The organism is Luteolibacter sp. (assembly GCF_039920825.1).
In the GTDB taxonomy this organism is placed as follows: Bacteria; Verrucomicrobiota; Verrucomicrobiia; order Verrucomicrobiales; family Akkermansiaceae; genus Luteolibacter.
Window position 1 is genome coordinate 24,708 of record NZ_JBDSCX010000040.1, and the last position, 18,330, is coordinate 43,037.

Annotated in this window: 22 protein-coding genes and 1 tRNA gene; 14 read left to right on the forward strand and 9 right to left on the reverse strand. The window is 57.4% G+C overall.

Going from position 1 to position 18,330, the window contains the following annotated elements:
• Window positions 1-549: 549 nt before the first annotated feature.
• From ABIQ96_RS11020 to ABIQ96_RS11070, 11 genes are all read left to right on the forward strand, one after another.
• Entirely contained in the window at window positions 550-1,650 is a 1,101-nt protein-coding gene (locus ABIQ96_RS11020) for a hypothetical protein (protein WP_348214639.1), read from the forward strand.
• Window positions 1,647-2,474, forward strand: coding sequence for a hypothetical protein (locus ABIQ96_RS11025; RefSeq protein ID WP_348214640.1), 828 nt, complete (start codon window positions 1,647-1,649; stop codon window positions 2,472-2,474). Before ABIQ96_RS11020 ends, ABIQ96_RS11025 begins: the two co-directional genes overlap by 4 nt.
• A 77-nt stretch (window positions 2,475-2,551) precedes the next feature.
• The gene (locus tag ABIQ96_RS11030; RefSeq protein WP_348214641.1) at window positions 2,552-2,800 is read left to right on the forward strand and encodes a hypothetical protein; all 249 of its coding nucleotides are present in this window, start codon (window positions 2,552-2,554) and stop codon (window positions 2,798-2,800) included.
• 205 nt (window positions 2,801-3,005) lie between these two features.
• Entirely contained in the window at window positions 3,006-3,833 is an 828-nt protein-coding gene (locus ABIQ96_RS11035; protein WP_348214642.1) for a hypothetical protein, read from the forward strand.
• A complete protein-coding gene (locus tag ABIQ96_RS11040) occupies window positions 3,830-4,084 on the forward strand; it encodes a hypothetical protein (RefSeq protein WP_348214643.1) in 255 nt (84 codons plus the stop codon). The genes ABIQ96_RS11035 and ABIQ96_RS11040 overlap by 4 nt, the downstream gene beginning before the upstream one ends.
• A 171-nt stretch (window positions 4,085-4,255) precedes the next feature.
• Window positions 4,256-4,444: a hypothetical protein gene (locus ABIQ96_RS11045; protein WP_348214644.1), complete on the forward strand. Its 189-nt coding sequence runs from the start codon at window positions 4,256-4,258 to the stop codon at window positions 4,442-4,444.
• A 276-nt stretch (window positions 4,445-4,720) separates the two neighbouring features.
• Window positions 4,721-5,995: a phage major capsid protein gene (locus ABIQ96_RS11050; RefSeq protein ID WP_348214645.1), complete on the forward strand. Its 1,275-nt coding sequence runs from the start codon at window positions 4,721-4,723 to the stop codon at window positions 5,993-5,995.
• Between the two features lie 69 nt (window positions 5,996-6,064).
• On the forward strand, window positions 6,065-6,667 hold the full coding sequence (locus tag ABIQ96_RS11055; RefSeq protein WP_348214646.1) for an HK97 family phage prohead protease: 603 nt from the start codon (window positions 6,065-6,067) through the stop codon (window positions 6,665-6,667).
• A 121-nt stretch (window positions 6,668-6,788) separates the two neighbouring features.
• Window positions 6,789-7,568 (forward strand): hypothetical protein, encoded by a 780-nt coding sequence (locus tag ABIQ96_RS11060; RefSeq protein WP_348214647.1) that lies wholly within the window; start codon window positions 6,789-6,791, stop codon window positions 7,566-7,568.
• 6 nt (window positions 7,569-7,574) lie between these two features.
• On the forward strand, window positions 7,575-8,891 hold the full coding sequence (locus tag ABIQ96_RS11065) for a hypothetical protein (protein ID WP_348214648.1): 1,317 nt from the start codon (window positions 7,575-7,577) through the stop codon (window positions 8,889-8,891).
• A 215-nt stretch (window positions 8,892-9,106) separates the two neighbouring features.
• Entirely contained in the window at window positions 9,107-9,631 is a 525-nt protein-coding gene (locus ABIQ96_RS11070; RefSeq protein ID WP_348214649.1) for a hypothetical protein, read from the forward strand.
• A gap of 185 nt (window positions 9,632-9,816) precedes the next feature.
• On the opposite strand, the gene ABIQ96_RS11075 is transcribed toward ABIQ96_RS11070, so the two are convergent.
• Both ABIQ96_RS11075 and gmk read right to left on the reverse strand, forming a co-directional pair.
• A tRNA-Ile gene (locus ABIQ96_RS11075) sits at window positions 9,817-9,889 on the reverse strand.
• A 57-nt stretch (window positions 9,890-9,946) separates the two neighbouring features.
• Window positions 9,947-10,543, reverse strand: a complete 597-nt coding sequence (gene gmk, locus ABIQ96_RS11080; protein WP_348214650.1) for a guanylate kinase — start codon at window positions 10,541-10,543, stop codon at window positions 9,947-9,949.
• Window positions 10,544-10,740: 197 nt separating this feature from the next.
• Between gmk and ABIQ96_RS11085 the strand changes: the two genes are divergently transcribed.
• The 3 genes from ABIQ96_RS11085 (at window position 10,741) to ABIQ96_RS11095 (ending at window position 13,957) form a co-directional block, all read left to right on the forward strand.
• Window positions 10,741-10,908: a hypothetical protein gene (locus ABIQ96_RS11085; RefSeq protein WP_348214651.1), complete on the forward strand. Its 168-nt coding sequence runs from the start codon at window positions 10,741-10,743 to the stop codon at window positions 10,906-10,908.
• 121 nt (window positions 10,909-11,029) lie between these two features.
• Window positions 11,030-11,668 carry a winged helix-turn-helix transcriptional regulator gene (locus ABIQ96_RS11090; protein WP_348214652.1) on the forward strand — a complete coding sequence of 213 codons (639 nt, stop codon included), beginning with the start codon at window positions 11,030-11,032 and terminating at the stop codon, window positions 11,666-11,668.
• Window positions 11,669-11,731: 63 nt separating this feature from the next.
• Window positions 11,732-13,957, forward strand: a complete 2,226-nt coding sequence (locus tag ABIQ96_RS11095) for a DUF6600 domain-containing protein (RefSeq protein ID WP_348214653.1) — start codon at window positions 11,732-11,734, stop codon at window positions 13,955-13,957.
• A gap of 140 nt (window positions 13,958-14,097) precedes the next feature.
• On the opposite strand, the gene ABIQ96_RS11100 is transcribed toward ABIQ96_RS11095, so the two are convergent.
• The 7 genes from ABIQ96_RS11100 to ABIQ96_RS11130 form a co-directional block, all read right to left on the reverse strand.
• A complete protein-coding gene (locus ABIQ96_RS11100) occupies window positions 14,098-14,820 on the reverse strand; it encodes an AAA family ATPase (protein ID WP_348214654.1) in 723 nt (240 codons plus the stop codon).
• A 12-nt stretch (window positions 14,821-14,832) separates the two neighbouring features.
• Window positions 14,833-15,144, reverse strand: a complete 312-nt coding sequence (locus ABIQ96_RS11105; protein WP_348214655.1) for a type II toxin-antitoxin system RelE/ParE family toxin — start codon at window positions 15,142-15,144, stop codon at window positions 14,833-14,835.
• The gene (locus tag ABIQ96_RS11110; RefSeq protein WP_348214656.1) at window positions 15,141-15,356 is read right to left on the reverse strand and encodes a hypothetical protein; all 216 of its coding nucleotides are present in this window, start codon (window positions 15,354-15,356) and stop codon (window positions 15,141-15,143) included. Before ABIQ96_RS11110 ends, ABIQ96_RS11105 begins: the two co-directional genes overlap by 4 nt.
• Window positions 15,357-15,419: 63 nt before the next feature.
• Window positions 15,420-15,701 (reverse strand): antibiotic biosynthesis monooxygenase, encoded by a 282-nt coding sequence (locus ABIQ96_RS11115; protein ID WP_348214657.1) that lies wholly within the window; start codon window positions 15,699-15,701, stop codon window positions 15,420-15,422.
• A gap of 72 nt (window positions 15,702-15,773) precedes the next feature.
• Window positions 15,774-16,268 (reverse strand): hypothetical protein, encoded by a 495-nt coding sequence (locus tag ABIQ96_RS11120; protein WP_348214658.1) that lies wholly within the window; start codon window positions 16,266-16,268, stop codon window positions 15,774-15,776.
• Window positions 16,269-16,303: 35 nt separating this feature from the next.
• Window positions 16,304-17,683 (reverse strand): tRNA (N6-isopentenyl adenosine(37)-C2)-methylthiotransferase MiaB, encoded by a 1,380-nt coding sequence (gene miaB / locus ABIQ96_RS11125; RefSeq protein ID WP_348214659.1) that lies wholly within the window; start codon window positions 17,681-17,683, stop codon window positions 16,304-16,306.
• A gap of 102 nt (window positions 17,684-17,785) precedes the next feature.
• Window positions 17,786-18,286, reverse strand: a complete 501-nt coding sequence (locus ABIQ96_RS11130; RefSeq protein WP_348214660.1) for a hypothetical protein — start codon at window positions 18,284-18,286, stop codon at window positions 17,786-17,788.
• Window positions 18,287-18,330: the final 44 nt, after the last annotated feature.

The window sequence follows — 18,330 nt, forward strand, 5'->3', positions numbered from 1 at the left end:
CAGCAATGGCGTTCCGCCGGATGTCCAGCCCATGAATGTCGGCTCAGCTTCGGGATTGCCTGGTGCGTCGGCCCCCGAGACCTTCGCCGTTGACAATATCTCGATCACTTCGATTCCGGAGCATCATCCGTCCTGCTTTTGGGTTTCTGCGGGATGGGTTTTGTGGTTCGTAGAAAGCGCTGATCACTTGATGGCTCCCGTAGACCGGCAGTTTTTAAACCGAAACCGCCGGTTTTTTAGTTTGGACAGATCGGGTTTCAATAAAGCCTCTGTTAGTGTCAGGGGATCATGCTTGAAACACGTTTCCCCGGAGGGGAAGTGGCATGCGCTTAACCCAGCGCAGCCGAGCCGTTGGCACCAAGGCGATCCTATTGCGCAATACAGTTATTTCAATAGGTGGGCCCGCAGGGATTTGAACCCTGGACCAAGGGATTATGAGTCCCCAAATGGCCGTTAGGAATCGGCTGAAATGCTGCATTATTAAGGGTTTTGTTCACACTGTTCATAATACTCCTTGAAAGGTTAAGGCAACTGTGGGCAACTGGAGCCATGCCACGACGCCCCAAACTGGAGATCATCGAAACCGCCAAAGGCCACAAAGTTGACGTTCCCGCGTCGCTCTCCGCGTCCGGGAAGCGAGAGCGGTTTTTCTATCAGGACGACAAGGCCGCGAAGAAACACGCGGCCGGCATCCTGAAAGCCTACCACGAACGGGGAACCCAGGCCGGGACGATCAATCCCGCGCTGGCGGCGGCCGCGCTGGAAGCCGAGAAGCTGCTGGAGCCGTTCCACGTATCGCTGCTGGAGGCTGTGAGGGACTACGTGAAGCGGAACCAGCACGAAGGCGCTCGCATCACCGTGGGAGATGCCTGGACGGCTTATGAGGCGCAGCTCGTCAAAAAGAACCGCTCAGATGCCACCATCGAGGACTACAAGCGCGACCGGAAATCGATTCCCGGCTGGTTTTTCGCGCTCACTGTCGGCAATGCCACCGAGGCCATGCTTGAAAAGGCGCTGGACGAAGCCACGCGCAACCGCGGCAAAGCATGGAACCGGAAGCTCCGGGAAACCCGCGCGGTGCTTCGGGAGGCGCTCAGGACGGAAATCAAACCCGCGCAGGTGAAGAGGAAAGATCCGACGATCCTTACCGCCGCTCAGGCTGAAAACCTGATGAAACTCGCCGCTGCCGAGGGATGCGCCTTGCCCTTCGCCTTGCTGCTTTTCGCCGGCGTCCGCCCGGTTGGTGAACTCAATCGGATTTCGTGGGGTTCGATCCGGGAATATCACATCAACATTTCCGGCGACGAATCGAAAACGGAGGATGACCGGCACATCCCGATCATGCCGAACCTCCGCCGCTGGCTGGATTCCTGCAAGGGACACGACATCATTCCGGAGAACTGGAAACGGAAGTCGCAGGCCGTTAGAAAGGCGGCGGGCATCACCGATCAGGACGTTCCTCGCCACACCTTCGCATCGGCATTCTATCGCCTCCACACGGAGAGCGAAACGATTCAGGCGATGGGGCACTCTTCATTCAAGACCACCGAGCGATTTTACAAGCGGGCCATCACCAAGGACGAGGCCACCAAGTTTTTCAACATCAAGCCCGCCACCGCCGCGCGGAAGAAAGCTGAGGTGGCTGCATGACCGCCGCTGAAGAGTGCGTCAAGGCTCTTGATGCTATTCGCGCGCTGGCGGAATTGACACGAGGCGGCGATCGGTCGGCTGCCGTATTGTTGCTGATGGCAGCCAATAAGGCAGCCGGGGAACTGAAAATGATTTCTTGGGGCAGTGGGAACAATGAAGGAATGGCGGCCGTTGACTATGCTGCGACCCTTTTTGATGAATGGCCCCTGTTGATGCCGGCCATGGTAGAACTCCGCGCGTTTGAAATTGAACATTCGATACCCGGTGGCCTTGGAGCCGCTCTGCCGGTAAAAATGGTCCCAACATCCGGGAGCGGTGGAACAAGAAGCCTCGAAAGGAATTCCAGAGACAGCTTCGCGCGATGGATTCTATCGGCAATTCACGACGCCGTTTTCGTTTTCCCGCAAGGTTTGGAACTAGGTCCAATAGCTCGCAAAGTGCAGCCAAGGCAATATCGAACGATGTTTGCCAGCGCGCAAGTCTATCTATCGAAAATGATATTCACTCAAGATTGGGGAAGCGCGGTTCTTGTAAAGTTTGAGAGTCAGAATTCAGAAAGGATTTCTCGATTCGGGGCGGTGTATGATCTCGCGGAAAAGTTGCAACCCATAACAAAGGATACTCTGTCGGAGTGGGTGAAGGTGGGAGTGCATTGGGCCGAAGCCGCGTGCGTTGGCGAATGGGATGAATACCCATGGCCGGCGGGAATTATGAAGCGAGCTGCAACGAATCCCACAAAGTATTCCAAATCCCCTCGGGGCTGCAAAGCCGCGGTTCGGGAATGGGTGAAGGAAGGATTTGCATCGCTGACTGGCATCGGCTGATTTAGCCATTTAGAAACCGTTTAAACTGGCTAACGGGATCTTTTGCAGGCCCGCAGTTTGTGTGAATAGTCGGAAGGGTGAACGACAAGCCCGACAAAACGGAAAAGAAGAAGAGGGTGGCCAGCCCAAAGGTAATCGACCCGGAGGCCGCTCTGGTTCCCGCCGCTGTGATTGGCCGCAAGATCTCGGTGACTGGTAGATACATCCTACAGCTTGCTGAACAGAACCGCATTCCGTGTAACCGGATCGGTCCAAAATGCGTCCGTTTCAATCCGGCGGCTGTCGCCGCCGCCCTCGGCTTTGAATGGGACGGAGGGAAGGCGTGAGCACGCCGGAAAGCAGTGATGCACGCCGGACAGAACTGGAGATGGAAAAGATCCTAACCGGTGACCAACGCCGGCATTACGACGAGATCGACGAGGCCTGCGCCGATCCGCTCCCGTTGGACCGGCCGCCGGGGCGGAGATCAGCGACCGACGTGAGAAAGCTTCTGTCTATCCTGGACGAGCTTCAACAGGAAGGCGGGAACCTATGAAAATCGATCCAGGATTCCTGAATCACTGGAAAACCGAGCGTCTGCTCGACCAGCTCGGCTCCGCCGGCGTTGTCGCCGTTCTCAGGCTATGGGGAAGTGCTCAGATCCGCAGGAAGTTCTCCGGCTTGGATTTCACCCCGAAGCGCCTAGCCATGGAAACCAAATGGAAAGGCGATCCCGATGAGCTGTTCGCCGTTCTCACCGATCGGGATGCGCCATGGCTCGATGCCGATCCAGATGGAACATTCACGATTCACGGATTCGACGAACATCAGCGACAGGTCGTGCGCCTCTGGTCTCTCAATCCTGAAGGTAGAGGATCTTCTAAACCATCTCCTTCCTCATCTCCTTCCTCTTACCCTATTAGTGAACCTAATGGGAACCATATGGTTCCCATGGGTCTAGCAGAGGAGAGCGACTTGGATGGATACGAAGCGATTCCGACCGGAAACAAGCCGCGCCTCCTTGATCTAGAGCGAAAGGTTCAAGGACTTCGTAAAGAGTGGCGACTGCCGTTCATTTACACTGAGCAGCAAGCTCTGCTCGGAAGCGCTCGCTGTCTGGATGCACTCTCAGAAGAAGGATGGCTGACGCTCCGCGATTACCTCTATGCGAAGATTCCTCAAGGTGTGCCCTCATGGCAACCCCGCCAGAGATTGAAATTTTTGGAAACTTGCTCAGACGTGGCAGCTCATGCTGACACCTGGAAGCGGCACCAGTCGGATCGAAGCGCGGCGCCGATCCGGCTGGTGCCGCCGCCAGAGCAATCGGACGAAGACAAGGAAGCGCTCAATGAATTTCTATCCAAACGATCAAAGCCATGACCAGAACCCACACATTGCACGCCACCACCCGCGAGTGGGTGGATGGAGACGGAACTAAGCATAAGGTCCGGATCGAGGTTGGAGCCATCTTCCGCAGCAAGGCCGGGAATCTCGTCGTGAAGCTGGACGCCGTGCCCATCACCAAGGAGTGGTCAGGCTGGCTGGCCGCGGATCAATGCGCTCCCGCCCCGTTACCTCCGGGCCGCCGCCAGCCGCGAGGCATGCCACCACCTCCGCCGCCCGAGTCATGACCGACTCCCCCACTCCGGGGGGCGGGTCAAAAGTCTGAGCAGTTCACTTTCCCCACCGTTCCCTGTCTCTTTTTTCCACGTGGACGGAATTGGAATTTTTGGGGGAAAGCGGGTCAACCCACGCCGATCCGCAGCAAATCGAGTCAAAACAACCATAACAGAAACTAACACATGACCAGAACAGGAACGGTTTATACCCCGCGGTCACTCGCCGCCGAATTGAAAATCAGCGTTCGCGCAGTCCTCCGCGCTGGGCAGTCTGGAGAGCTGAAAATCGCCAAAATCTCAGGATGTGTCTTTCGAATCGAAGGCGGGGACGTGGACGCCTGGCTCGACACCCTGAAAAAGTGGAAGCCATGAGCAGGCCGATCGATATCTATTCGCCCAAATCCCTTGCTTTAGAGCTGGGGTGCAGCACGAGGCGAATTCTCCGAGCCATCAAGCGCGGCGATCTTCAGGCAAATCAGCAGAATTCTCGGGTGATTTTAATATCAAGCAAAGCAGCGGCTGCTTGGTGGACGGGGAAGCGGATGCTCAGTGTCCCTAACTGTCCTCAAGTCGCGAATCAATTACTTCCATCGCACCCATAAATTAGATAACTTTCCGTCACTGACTGCTGAGAAGCAGACGAATATTATGAACCTCAAAGCACTCAAAGAAAAACGTGGCGCTCTCATGAAAGAGAGCGATCTAATCATCCGGGGAGCGTCAGCGGAAAAGCGGGCCATCAGCAACACCGAAGACATTCGCCTCGGCAGCATCAAAGGTGAAATTCTCGAAATCGATTTCAAGATCGCAAGGGAAGAGCAGGAGCTGCGGAATTATTCCCGCCAGCAGCAGAGCGGCGAGAGCCTGCAAGTCGACGCTTCGCAATACTCCATCACCCGTGCCATGCGCGGCGCTTCCCTTGGCCGTCTCGACGGATACGAGGCTGAAATAAGCGCTGAGATCGCCCATCGCTCTGGCAAGCCCGCGGACGGGTTTTATGTTCCACATGCCGCCCTGATGGAACGGCGCTCCGGAATGGGTGTCACCGTCAACAGCGGCGCTAACGGCGGGAACACCGTAGCCACTGAGATCCGTGGTTTCATCGATGCTCTTCGCCCGATGCTCCAAGTTGCTCGTGCAGGGGCTACCTTGATGTCAGGCCTAACTTCAGACGTTGGCATTCCCCGCCACGCTGCCGCCTCCACGGCAAGTTGGAAATCGGAATTGGCGGACCATGACGAGTCCTCACCGGCGCTCGAACAGCTTTTACTTCAACCACGCCGCTGCGGAGCGTGGACGAGATACTCGAAGCAGCTGATTGCGCAATCAAGTCCCTCGATTGAGGCATTCGTACGCAATGACCTGATGCAGGCAATTGCGGTCGGTTTCGACTCCGCCGCCATCAACGGCCTCGGATCATCTGACCAGCCCCGCGGCATTCTCGCAACTTCCGGTATCGGCGCGGTTGTTGGCGGCACTAACGGACTCGCTCCGTCTTTCGCTCACCTTGCCGCGCTCGTCGCCGCTATTGCCAACGTCAACGCCACAGGCGGCAATCCCGGATTTCTGTTCTCGACCAAGATCGAGAGCAAGCTCCGCACCACGGTGAAGGTTTCCGGCACAGATTCGAAAATGATTCTGGAGGAAGGACAGGCAACGCTCGTCGGCAATCCTTGGTATGCCTCCAACAACGCGCCCGACAATCTAACGAAAGGCTCTAGTTCCGGTGTGTGCTCCGCGATCATCTTCGGCAACTGGGCGGACTTGATCCTTGCCAGCTTCGGGGAAGGCGTCGACGTCATTGTCGACCCGTTCACCTTGGCGACCAGTTCGCAAACCCGCGTTGTCGTCAACTCGCTTTGCGACGTCGGCGTCCGTCGTGCGGCCTCTTTTGCGGCCATGAAAGATGCGCTATCCGCCTGATTCTGGGCAACCATAACACCCGCCGTCTCTCTCAATAATGAGGGGGGCGGCTCCCACTAACACCAAGCCATGAATTTCGAGATTCCAGAACTGCCAGCCAATGAGCGCCGCTTTCTTCCGGCCGCCGCACCCGAGGCCACCGGCCGGACTGTCAGCGGCACAGCCCTGCTTTTTGAAACCCGCTCCGAAAATTTAGGCACCCGTGACCGCCCTTGGTTCGAGGTGATTGCCCGCGATGCTCTCCCGCCCCTTGTCACGCAAGACGTCCGCGCCTTGGCCAACCACGATTCCGGGATGGTTCTCGCAAGATCGAAACGCGGCACCGGGACGCTGAAGCTGGAAACCGACACGGAAGGTCTGCGATATTCATTTCAAGCCCCGGAAACGACCGCCGGGAACGACCTGCTCGAATCTATCAAACGCGGCGACATCGACCAATCCAGCTTCCAATTCACGGTGGCCCCTGGCGGGGACAAATGGGAGAAACTTCCCGATGGGGCCGTCCTGCGCACCATCACCAAAATCGAAGCCATCTTCGACGTTTCCCCGGTGGCTTTCCCTGCCTACTCCGGAACCACCGTACAAGCCCGTTCGACGGGACCAACGGCCGGCGAAGATCCCACAGTCACCAATGCCCGGCGCATGTTCGAATTACTTGCCGCCCCCCTCTGATTTCTTGCAGTGGCGCAACCCGTGAGAGCGCCCAAAGACCGGAACCAACAGGTTTCATACCCTCGACCCAGCGAGGCCCGGCATCCGCGGGCTGGGAAATTTCTAAAACTAACAAATTATTATGGCTCACGAATCCATTTACGAACTGATGCGGCCCGGCTTCCCGGAAGAGAGACTCGGCGAGGATTCCTATCTCACCGTCATCGAATACGTCGGCCTGATTGCGGACCTCTCCGCCGCCAGCCCACCGAATGGCACCACCTGGGGCGAGCATCCCGGCGTGGTTTCTGACCAGAGCATCAAGCCTGAGGAAGGCACGGATTACGGGAAACTAACCGTCACCGTTGAGCGGAAATTCAGCAATGATTCGAGCGGCGGAGATAATGGAACCCTGCAAGAAGTCACTACGGAAATTGATTGGCTCACCGTGCAGCGCTCGCTATACCAACACCCGAAATTTATCATTGGCGGTGGTGGAACCTACGAACTGACGAACGAGGACAAGAACGAGATTGAGAGATGGGAAGCCGAGACCAATGTCGAAACGAAATCGATCTATCAATATCGTGGGGACGACGGCTTGCCAATCGGGTTTCCGCTTTCAACGAACGCGAGGATGTTCGCCCGCGGAATCGAGCTTGGATGTGATCCTTACGACGATAAGGCCCCCATCGCCCGCGTGTCCATGACCTACGTCAACGGCCCCGGACCGGTCGGCCACGCGGGCCAAAAAGAGACCCCCAGCGGAATCCCCAACCTCCCCACCGGCTACGAGTGGGTCCGTGCAACCGACCGCTCCGTAAAAAGCGGCGGCCAGCTAAAATGGCAGCGCGACATCGAGTGGACCGGCGAGAAAAAAGTCCTCGTCGATAAGGATGAAACCTTCTGGACCGCACCCTAACACCTAATGGCGAAATCCAGATCCATCGGCGGCATCTATGCCGAGCTTTCCTTGCGAGATGGGAAATTCAAGGCGGGTCTCAAGGCATCGAGCATGGCCATGAAACGCTTTGCCGCGCAATCCTCCAAGTATGCCGCCGCCGGGCTTGCCGCCGGTGCCGGTGCCGCCGCGGCGGGACTCGCCACCGGCACGCTCCATACCCTAGATCAGGTGGACGCCCTTGGCGACCTCTCCGCGCAGACCGGCGTGGCTGTTGCCGACTTGATGGTCCTCCAGCGCGCCTACAAGGACGGTGGACGAGCTGCCGAGATGACCGGCAAGGACATCGGCAAGATGCAAAAGACCCTCGCCGATGCCGCCGGCGGCGGGAATGATCCGTTTGCCGAGATGGGGCTGTCCGCGCGGGCACTCATGGGGTTGAATCCCTCCCAGCAGTTCCGGGACATCGGCGCGGCCATCATGCGGATTCAAAATCCCGCAGAGCGCACGGCAAAGGCGATGCAGATTTTCGGCAAGGGTGGCATGGGTCTAACCAGCGTGTTCCCCGGCATCGACGCCGCCGCCAAAGCCCTTGGCAAAATGCCAGAGCTTGCCGAAAAGTTTGCCGAGCAGATGGGTAAGGCGAATGACCTGATTGGCCATTTTCCCGTGAAGTCAGACCAGTTTTTCACCGGCTTCACCGCTGGCATTGTCGGAGGGATTTTGCCGGATCTTGAAAAGGTGGATAATTTCGATTTCACGGACCTTGGCAAGAACCTGGGTGATGCTGTGGCCAGCGGCCTATCAGTTTTGCGGGATGGCAGTTTCTTGGATGTCCTTTCCCTTGAGTTTGACCGGAAGGCGTTCGACATTTTCGGCAAGATCGCCGGGCTGGGAAAGTTTGCGGTTGATATGGTGGGTGCCGCCGCCGAAGCCCGGGGCCGCACCCTTCTAACCAGTGTTTTCAGTGGCAGCGAGGCCGGCGAAAAAGCATTCGACCGGATCATGGCGGAAAAGATGGCCGGATTCAATGACATCAAGAATCCCTTCCAAGGGGAAATCGACAATATTGATCAGCAAATTGGCGTCATTTACAACAAGGCCGCGCCACGGAAAACGGCGCAAGACCCATTCAAGCTGCAAGGCATGCTCCGGGCGATGCAGGGTGCCGCCGTCGTCCCGAATGCGGATTTCATGAGCCAAGCCATGGCGCGCCCAAACCCGGCACCAATGCTTACCGCCGGATCGGTCGCGGGGACGGACATGAAGGAGCAGACGGAACTCCTCCGCACTCTCGTCGGCTACATGAAGGAAGCCAAAAAGGGCGGCACGCTCAGGTGGTGAAGCTCCCAGCTTGACGCCTTCCATCGGCCGTGTCATTGGTCGTTTGAAGGTGCTGAAACACCTTCCCACACTCTCAGCCCCGGCCAATCAAGCCGGACGTGGAAACCAACTGATAATCGAGGCCCGTCTTTGGATACCTGGCGCACGTGATGGTGCGCGGGGAAAGTGTTTCAGCACTTCCGAAGGCGGGCTTCTTTTTTGGAAAAATTGAGAATATGAAACCTACCCCACAGGCCCCACAGGCCACCAAGAAGAAAGCCGCTGTCGCTGGTCACCTTGCCAGTTTCCGCTCCTCCACCGAGATCATCCACAAACCCGTCGTGATTGTGGATCTGGTGGTTCCTGCCCGCATCGCCGCCGCTCTGCCAAAGCGAGACGGGTATTACTGGATCAACGCGGCGAGCGTGGGTCCGGAAATGTCCGACATCACCCGCCGCGTCGAGCAATGGAACTCTCCCCACCGCGTAGGAATCTCAGGATCCTGCCCGGCGGGGAAAAAAGCCCTCCCTACCGTGCTCGCGGAACTCCATTCGAGCCCGTGCGAAACGATCACGCTCAAGTTTGCTCCGGACCATTGGACGAGCGCTCTAACATTGTGCGAGCGGTTGAAGGTCACCGCCGGCGACTGGCTCCTGTGCGCGGCGGCCTACAACGCCAACCTCGTAGAGAATCCACCGCAAAGGGCGTCCCTGAAGGAAGCAGAAAATTTCCTTGAGGCTTTGAGTGGAGGGGTGGCGTAACCCGCCCGCGCCCACCTTCACGGCCCCATCCTTCACACGGATGGGGTTTTTTCGTGCATCAAGCAAATCATTAGTGATTTAGTAATGATTCAATTGGTGTCAAAATCGCGTTCGGGCACCATGAGGGCAACATCTCCAGAAACTGATAGGTTTTTAATTTCTGCAAGTGTCACAATTTCAACGAGTGGGCCCGCAGGGATTTGAACCCTGGACCAAGGGATTATGAGTCCCCTGCTCTAACCGCTGAGCTACAGGCCCTTTGAACGGCGGCGACTATGTCAGGCCTCCGGGCTCCGACAAGCGCCAACCTCGGATTCACGAAATTCTCGAAACGCGCAGGCGTTCGGCGGCGACGAGGGCTTGGAATTTCGCATAATCGTCCTCGCGTGACGAGGAAAGAAGGCGGTAGGCGTAGCGCCCCCAGTGCTGCATTTCCTCAAGGGCGTTGGCCATGCGCAGGTCGATGATTTCCCGGCTGTCGGTGCCGCGGCCGGAGAGGCGCTCGTGAAGTTCTTCCTCGCTGGGAGGCATCACGAAAAGGTCCACGAAAGCGCGCTGGATGTCGGCATCCGGACAGCTGCGGACCTGATCGGCTCCTTGGACGTCGATGTCCATGACGACGTCGGTTCCGCCAGTGAGGTAGGAGATCACCTCGGTTTTCAGGGAGCCGTAAAGATTGCCGTGGACCACCGCGTGTTCGAGGAATTCGCCGGCTTCGAGTTTGTGATAAAACTCCTCTTTCGAGAGGAAATGGTAGTCCTTACCGTTCACCTCGCCGGGGCGGGGCTGGCGGGTGGTGCAGGAAATCGAATAATGAGCCTCACCCGAGTCGGCCAGTTTGCGGCAAAGCGTGGTTTTACCTGAACCTGAGGGGCCGGAAACGACGAGGAGAATGCCGGTGCGTGCGGACATGGGGGCAGGATGTAGAAACCATTGGCGGGCCGGAATCGAGAAGTTTATCCGGTTTTCCGAAATTATGCCCGGGCCTGCTGGCGTTAGGACGGAGCGGGCTCGCGGATTACCGGTTGCATGCCGTGATTTGCAAGCGTAGCGCTGGATTACCGATCGGGTGGAAATGTTCCGCTCGTGTTGAAAACGAAAACCGTATCATGAAAATTACCCGCAAATCCGAGAATGGTGAGCATCGCGAGGCTCTTCTGAAGGAATATTTTCTAACTGCATCATTGATCGCGCTGCTGAAGCGGGTGGGTGAGGAGGCGGCGAAAGCCATCCCGCTCCGCGCGGCGGTCCTGGTGCCGATTAAAGTCCGTCGCTAAAGCGGCTGATTCAAGTTTCCTGATAGTCAACAAAACGGAGGCTGAAATTTGCGGGTTGCCTGATTAGGTGAATCCTCCGAAGGTCAAATGGTTAGCCATGCTTCTTCCGGTATTCCAAGACTTGATCAAACCGCAATGGCGAGCGGTCCTCGAAGAGCTCAAGCTCTCCGGCGGACTGCCTGTCAGCGAGTTGGCCAGGCAGGTGAACGCCAGTTACATGGCGGTGAAGCAACACTGCGAGGAACTCAAGAAAATCGGCTACTTGGATCGCTCGCGGATTCCCCGGACGGCGGTGGGTCGTCCTGAGATTTTTTACAGTCTCAGCGCCAAGGCGGATGCCTTGTTTCCGCAGGCGGGTGCGGATTTCACGCTGGATGTGCTCGATGAATTGAAGGGACTGTTCGGCGAAAGCACTCCCGACAAATTGCTTTTCCAGCACTTCCAGAAGCAGCAGGCGAAATGGCAGCCGCTGCTCGCGAAGGCCGAATCACTCGCCGACAAGGCGACCAAGCTCGTGGCTCTGAGAGAAAAGGCGGGCTGCTTCATCCGCTGCACGCACGATCCCGAGAGTGGTTTCCGCATTGAGGAATTCCACAATCCCCTCCAACGGGTATTCGATCGTTATCCGCGGGCAGTGGCCATGGAACATCGGATGATCGAAGAATTGTTAGGAATGCGGGTGGGTCGCCGCGAGCTTGCCGGCGGACGTGCGGGCCAGCCGAGGGTGATCTTTGAAATACCGATCCCCGCAATCCGCTGAGGAGAAATTTTCCCTGAATGCGCGATGTGCCTTTCCCGTCGAAACGGTCGCACACGAAACACCATGAAAACCCCATCTCTTCTCCCCATCGCCGTCGTGGTCCTGTTCGCGGCGTCGGGCTGCAACAAGCAGTCTTCCGAGAACTCGAAAAAGATCGCCGAGCTCGAACAGAAAAACAGCGAGGCCGCCGACCGCCAGCGCGAACTCGAACAACAGCTCGAAGACCAGAAACTCGCCACCGAGCGTGATGCCATCGAGCGCGAGCGGGCGCAGATCGAAAACGATCGAGCCGAACTGGAACGCCAGCAGGGACAGGCCGCCGCCGACCAGGATGAGGAACTTCGCCAGCGAGAGGAAGCCATCGCCAAACGGGAAGGCAAGCTGGAGAAAGGTCAGGAATTGTTGGATGAAAAGGAGGACACGCTCAGCCAGCGTGATCAGAACCTAACCGATCGAGATCGGGAACTGGCGGGACGTGAGGCTTTGGATTTCGATTCGACCGAGCAGAACGTACCGGTCGGTGACTACGGGAATTTTTACGATTCGCTTTCCTCATACGGGTCATGGTTTGAAACTTCCAACTACGGCTACGTCTGGCAGCCGGCGGTCGTTAGGGAAGTCAATTGGCGGCCTTATTGTCGCGGGCGCTGGGCTTGTAGCGACCGCGGTTGGACCTGGGTTTCGGAAGAACCGTTCGGCTGGGCGACCTATCACTATGGACGTTGGGCATTGATCGGCGGCCGCGGTTGGGTCTGGGTGCCCGGCACCGAGTGGGCTCCCTGCTGGGTTTCGTGGCGTGAAAACGACAGCCACATCGGCTGGGCACCGCTGCCTCCCGAGACCATGGCCTATCGCGGACGCGGTTGGGATGCGACGGTGGATGTTCAATTCGGCATCGCTGCGGCCTGTTTCAATTTCGTCGAAATCCGGCATTTCGGCAGCCCGCTTTACCGTTACTGCCTGCCGATTTCCGGAAACGGCGGATGGTTCGGTCAAACGATCAACATCACCTATATCCACATCCAGAACCGCCAGGTCATTTGCGGCGGGCCGCACTATCAGAGGATCAGCGATCGCATTGGCAAGCCGCTGCCTTTCTATCGGTTGGAGATCGACCAACATCCTCGCCCGGCCCGCGATCAGCTGGCGATGCGCCCGCAAGTCAACGGCGGACGGCTCAGGATCGCCGCGCCTAACATGGATGCCGCTTGGAATGACAGCCTTCGTCCGAAACAGGTGCGCGGCCGTATCGAAACGGTCAACGTCGAGCGCAGTGGCCCGCTTAGTAATGAAATCACCGACAAGTTTCGCCAGACCCGTGAAGAAGGACGCGCTCGTGCGGAACAATCCATTGCCGACCTCGGCGGAAACGATCGGTTTGAAGAAAGCCGGAGCGAGAAACTCAGGGAAAACCGTCGCGAAGTGGAAGGCACACTCCCGAGACCCGAGCGCCGCGGAGTCGCGAGAAATCCCGATCGTCCGCAACGTGACATGGTCGACAATCGCGATGACCCCAAGGTGAGCCCGCCTGAAAGGGAAAAGCAAAATCTGCCGGATGGCGTCACCCGCGGCACCAAGCCGGACGCGGGACGTCCCGGAATTCCGAGCCGCCAGGATGATTCTCAAGTCAGGGTTGAGCCGCGCGCCCCCAGAACACCGGAACCGAAAGAGCAGGTCGCCGCCGACGGAAAAACTGATGGCCCCCGCGTCATCGCCAGGGAGCCTTCCACTCCTCAGGAGAAACCCGACAACCGCAGGCAGCCGGAACCCCGGGTCACAAATGACCGCCAGACCGAGCAATCTGCCAATAACGAAAAAGACACAGCCAACCGCAGACAGCAGGAACAAGCGCAACAACAACAACGCCAAGCCGAGCAGGCTCGCGAGGCACAGAACGACGCGATGCGCCGCAGGCAGGAAGATCAGGCCCAGCAACAGCAGGAGAAACAACGTCAGCAGGATGAGGCCCGCGAAGCCAGGAAACAGGCGATGGAGGAACAACGTGAGCAGGCCCGCCAGCAGCAACAACAGCAGGCTCAGGATGAAGCGCGTCGCCAACAGCAGGAACAACGCGAGATGCAGCGCCAACAGGAGCAGGCCCAACAACGGCAGGAAGAAGCGCGTCAACGCCAGCAGGAGGAAGCCCAGCAGCGTCAACAGGAACAAGCCCGCCAGCAACGCGAGCAGGAGCAATCCCGCCAGCAGGAGGAGGCACGTCAGCGCCAACAGGAACAATCCCGCCAACAGCAGCAAAAGGACGACGACGATCAGAAAAAACGGAACCGGTGAAACTCCATTCTTTCCGCGAACGATCCATATGTGAGGATTTATGTTAGGTGGCGAAATCCCCGGCTTTCGCCCGGAGTTCAAGCTTCAGCTTGTCTTGATGGAAGACACGCTGAAGATGTGAACTCCGGAATTCCTCACGATCAAGGCTCGAAAAGGATACCCATCATTCTCTCCGGATTGGAGAGGAAGTTCCGCGTGATACGATAGTGCTCGGTTTCCTGATAGGCGACCTGCTGGATGCCTTCTTGGGAAAACTCGTAGATGATGGCATCCGGATAAGCCATCAGGATCGGCGAGTGGGTGGCGATGATGAACTGGGATTTCTGCCGCACCAGATCGTGAATCCGCGTGAGGATGGCGAGCTGGCGTTGTGGTGATAGAGCGGCTTCCGGTTCGTCTAGCAGGTAGAGGCCGTGTCCATGGAAACGATTTAGCATTAGGGCGAGAAAGGATTCGCCATGGGACTGCTCGTGAAGGGATCGGTCCCCGTAGCCACTTACGCCGAGACTCTCGACCTCGGTAGCGACGTTGAAAAAGCTCTCCGCCCGGAAAAAGAATCCGTCTTGCGGTCGCGACAGTCCTTTGGAGATCCGCAGATAGCGGTGTAGCTCCGAGTGCGATTCCCGAGTGCCGAAATTGAAATTCTTCGATCCGCCTTCCGCATTGAAACCACTGGCCACGGCGATGGCTTCCAGCAGCGTCGATTTCCCGGAACCGTTTTCTCCGACGAAAAACGTGACCGCCGGATGCAGCTCCAGTTTTTCAAGCGGCCTAACCGCGGCCAGCGAGAATGGATAGCGGTCGAAGGACTCCACCTCCTCGCGTTTCAATCCAACCTCGGCGATGTATTGTTTGGAGAACATTCGCAGTTGTGATCATGGAATTCGCTGCTGCCATCGTGTGTCGTGACGGGCGGCGTGGAGCACGGCAATGACGAGAACCGTTTCCACGGACTCATCAATGGAGTAGATGACGCGGTAGGGAAAACGCTTTGGATAACGCCAGCGGATGTCTTGCTCCGGGTGCCGCCGTGAGCCAAGCAGAGGGGAAACGGAAATGGCTTCCCAGACACTCACGATCTCATCCACGAAATCTTCGCCGAGTTCGGGTTCGCGGGATTCATACCACTCGGCGGCTTCAACGACATCGTCACTGACCTCGGGCCTGAATTCGAGCCGCCAGCTCATCTTTCGAGCCGCGAGCGGATGGATGCTTTCATGGCTTCCAAAGAAACCGCTGACGACGGATCGCGGCGGTGATCTTCAAGTCGGGAGGCGATGAGTTTCTCGTTTTCCGGCGAGAGGCCGGGATCGTCGAGTTCAATGGCCCTGAGGACGAGCAGTTGCCTTTCCGCCACCGTGAAGGCGGGAAGTTCCTCAAGCACTTGGGCAATCCTCATGGCCGGAATCTAAGCAGGAAATTGCCGGAAGTCAGTCGGAAATCTTTTGCGGAGGGGCGGCCTTTACAAGATCCCTGCCGCCAGTTCCTCCAGATAAATGAAATCCGGGGCTTTCACACCGGCTTCCTCCCGGATCTTCACCAGACGCGGGGATTCGAAAAAGGCGCGGGCGTCCGCAGTCGAGGTCCAGATGGAGAAGTGCACGATTTTGTTCGGATCGCTCTCGTAACGCAGGACCTGATAGCTGCGCTCACCGGCTTCCTTGCGAATTCCGGCGGCGTTATCAAAGATGATTTTCCAAGCCCCGTAATCGGCGACTTCGTGGATGATGAGGACGTGGGGCATTGGGTTGGTAAAATGTTTAGAGGAGTGATCGCCTTATTGAACCTTTCGCACAGGGATTGGGGTGAAACATGATCACCCGTCAAACTCATCAAATGGCAATGCCTTGAGATATCGGGTCGTGAGGAATTGTGATAGCGTGAAACCGGTAAATCTGAAACGCCCGATGTCGTAACAATGCATGTAGACCTTTGGATCCACTTCCCTGATATCGATGACGTACCGGCCTCCTCCGCCGTCGGAGGCGAAATCGATATACTGCTCCAGTCCTTCGAAAAACCCATCGACCGCCAGTTCGGATATCGGAGTAAAGAACTGAACATGGATTCCCTCCGGGATCTCTGAAGTTTTGACCGCCAGCTCAAAATCCATTTGCAGGATCTTTTTGGGATCCAGATAGAAATCCTTCCATATTTGGGGGACGCTTGTCCCGTAGTGGGATTCAACTGCTTCCCAATTGGGCGATAGAAGTTCCTTCGCGTATTCGTGGTCAGAAGGACATTTTTCAATGGTGTGAAATCGTCGCAAAAGACTAAACGGCGGGAACTTTAGCCATCTATTGAGTTTCATTGGCCAATGTGAAGAAGTGCGGCGGGAGATTGATATCAGCCCTCCAAACACGCGGTCCCAAACAACGTGAACCCCGTCGAGTGCTCGATCTGGATGTCCAGCATCTGTCCCGTTAGCCGGTCTGGATCACCGTCGAAGATGACGATCTTGTTCTGTGTCGTTCGGCCGGTGAGTCTTGCCGCGTTGTTCTTCGACGGACCTTCGCAAAGGACTTGCTGGCGGGTGCCGATGAGCGTGGCGTTGCTGGCAATGGCGAGGCGATCGACCACGGCGAGCAAGCGCTGGTTGCGCTCTTCCTTCACGGATTCATCGAGTTGTCCGTCCATCTCGGCGGCGGGAGTATTCCGGCGCTTCGAGTAGCGGAAGACAAAAGCATTGTCGAACTTGAGGCGTTCGACGGTGTCGATGGTGGCTTGGAAATCCTCTTCGGTCTCGCCGGGGAAGCCGACGATGATGTCGGTGGTGATGGCGATGCCGGGCCGGGCAGCTTTCATTTTCTCACAGATCTCGACGAACTTCTCGTTCTTATACGGGCGGCGCATCACTTTGAGAATGGTGTCCGAGCCGCTTTGCATCGGGAAATGGATGTGCGAGCAAAGTTTCGGCAGATAGGTGAAGGCCGCGACGAGGTCGTCCCGGTAGCCGATCGGATGCGGCGATGTAAAACGGATGCGCTCGATGCCTTCGACTTCATGCACGGCTTCGAGGAGCTGGACGAAAGGGGACTTGCCGTCGATTTTCGGAAACTCGGTGCGCCCGTAGAGATTGACGATTTGGCCTAACAGCGTAATTTCCTTCACCCCGTGCGCCGCAAGATGCCGGACCTCGCCAACGATGTCCGCGATGGGCCGTCCGCGTTCTTTCCCGCGGGTGTCGGGGACGATGCAGAACGAGCAACGCATGTTGCAGCCCTGCATGATCGAGACGAACGACGATGCCTCGCGGGCTTTGGGGACGTGGTCGCGGATGGTGTTTTGCGAACCTTCCTCCTCGGCGGTATCGCAAACCGTTGTGCCGCGCAGCGAGTAAGTCGGATCGTCCATCCGTGCCTCCAACCGACGCTGGAGGATGCCGTCCACGTATTCGAAAACCTTGTGGTATTTCTGTGTGCCGACGACGACATCAAGGTTCGGCACGGATTTGAAAAGCTCCTCGCCACGCGACTGGGCCATGCAGCCCATGAAGCCGTAAACCACGTGTTTCCGGTCGCGGCCCCTGTGCATCATCGTGCCCATCTTGCCGAGCGCCTTCTGCTCCGCCTGATCTCTAACGGAACAGGTGTTGATGAGCACGGCGTCGGCTTCGTTTTCGTCAGCGGTCACCGTGTAGCCGCCCTCGCTGAACATTTTCGCGACTTGTTCGGAGTCGCGCTCGTTCATCTGGCAGCCGTAGGTTTTGACGTAAACTTTGGGCATTTGGAGAGGTTGAAAGTGGATGGTTGAGAGTTGAGAGTTGGAAGAGAAGAGCCGGAGTCTTTATACGACTCTCAACTCTCAACCATCCACTCTCAACTTTCTTCAAGCCAGCTTGAGCCGCTCGTCGGACTCCAGCTTTTCGTTGAGCGAAGGCCAGCCGCCGTCCACCTGCATGTTGAAGCAATGGAGGTAAACGCTGAGCAGCTTGTTTTCGAAAACGTCGGCGAGGCGGTCGATGGTGGTGGCGAGGCGCTCGGGATCGAGTTTCTTCGGAAGGTCGCCGACGACGGAGCCCTTGCCATCGTGCGCGATTCCCATGCCGTCGCAAAACATGGCGAGCAGGGATTGCTGACCGGCCATCAGGTAGGCTTGCAGGATGTGCTCGCCGATGGTGTCACAGGCTTTCAGTTTCAGCGTTTTGTGAATCCAGGCGTATTGCTCGACCATGGATTTTTTCTCGATGAAAACGGGGCGGAGCTTGCGGTTTCCGGCAAGGGTGGCGACGGCGGATCGATAAACATTCCGGTCGTTGGCGCGGAACCAATCGAGGATTTGCGTAACAATGGCGGGGTCAACGGCGGTGTAGAGTTCGTGGGCTTTCACGGTGAGGAAATAGAGTGGCGGGAAGTCAATGCGGTGATCCGCCC

Excerpts from the sequence above, each read along its gene's own strand:
- ABIQ96_RS11055 (WP_348214646.1), top strand. The coding sequence starts at position 6,065 with ATGAATTTCGAGATTCCAGAACTGCCAGCCAATGAGCGCCGCTTTCTT.
- ABIQ96_RS11060 (WP_348214647.1), top strand. The coding sequence starts at position 6,789 with ATGGCTCACGAATCCATTTACGAACTGATGCGGCCCGGCTTCCCGGAA.
- ABIQ96_RS11040 (WP_348214643.1), top strand. The coding sequence starts at position 3,830 with ATGACCAGAACCCACACATTGCACGCCACCACCCGCGAGTGGGTGGAT.
- ABIQ96_RS11065 (WP_348214648.1), top strand. The coding sequence starts at position 7,575 with ATGGCGAAATCCAGATCCATCGGCGGCATCTATGCCGAGCTTTCCTTG.
- ABIQ96_RS11110 (WP_348214656.1), bottom strand. The coding sequence starts at position 15,356 with ATGAGGATTGCCCAAGTGCTTGAGGAACTTCCCGCCTTCACGGTGGCG.
- ABIQ96_RS11020 (WP_348214639.1), top strand. The coding sequence starts at position 550 with ATGCCACGACGCCCCAAACTGGAGATCATCGAAACCGCCAAAGGCCAC.
- gmk (WP_348214650.1), bottom strand. The coding sequence starts at position 10,543 with ATGTCCGCACGCACCGGCATTCTCCTCGTCGTTTCCGGCCCCTCAGGT.
- ABIQ96_RS11100 (WP_348214654.1), bottom strand. The coding sequence starts at position 14,820 with ATGTTCTCCAAACAATACATCGCCGAGGTTGGATTGAAACGCGAGGAG.
- ABIQ96_RS11025 (WP_348214640.1), top strand. The coding sequence starts at position 1,647 with ATGACCGCCGCTGAAGAGTGCGTCAAGGCTCTTGATGCTATTCGCGCG.
- ABIQ96_RS11105 (WP_348214655.1), bottom strand. The coding sequence starts at position 15,144 with ATGAGCTGGCGGCTCGAATTCAGGCCCGAGGTCAGTGACGATGTCGTT.
- ABIQ96_RS11050 (WP_348214645.1), top strand. The coding sequence starts at position 4,721 with ATGAACCTCAAAGCACTCAAAGAAAAACGTGGCGCTCTCATGAAAGAG.
- ABIQ96_RS11045 (WP_348214644.1), top strand. The coding sequence starts at position 4,256 with ATGACCAGAACAGGAACGGTTTATACCCCGCGGTCACTCGCCGCCGAA.
- ABIQ96_RS11035 (WP_348214642.1), top strand. The coding sequence starts at position 3,006 with ATGAAAATCGATCCAGGATTCCTGAATCACTGGAAAACCGAGCGTCTG.
- miaB (WP_348214659.1), bottom strand. The coding sequence starts at position 17,683 with ATGCCCAAAGTTTACGTCAAAACCTACGGCTGCCAGATGAACGAGCGC.
- ABIQ96_RS11115 (WP_348214657.1), bottom strand. The coding sequence starts at position 15,701 with ATGCCCCACGTCCTCATCATCCACGAAGTCGCCGATTACGGGGCTTGG.
- ABIQ96_RS11085 (WP_348214651.1), top strand. The coding sequence starts at position 10,741 with ATGAAAATTACCCGCAAATCCGAGAATGGTGAGCATCGCGAGGCTCTT.
- ABIQ96_RS11120 (WP_348214658.1), bottom strand. The coding sequence starts at position 16,268 with ATGAAACTCAATAGATGGCTAAAGTTCCCGCCGTTTAGTCTTTTGCGA.
- ABIQ96_RS11070 (WP_348214649.1), top strand. The coding sequence starts at position 9,107 with ATGAAACCTACCCCACAGGCCCCACAGGCCACCAAGAAGAAAGCCGCT.
- ABIQ96_RS11095 (WP_348214653.1), top strand. The coding sequence starts at position 11,732 with ATGAAAACCCCATCTCTTCTCCCCATCGCCGTCGTGGTCCTGTTCGCG.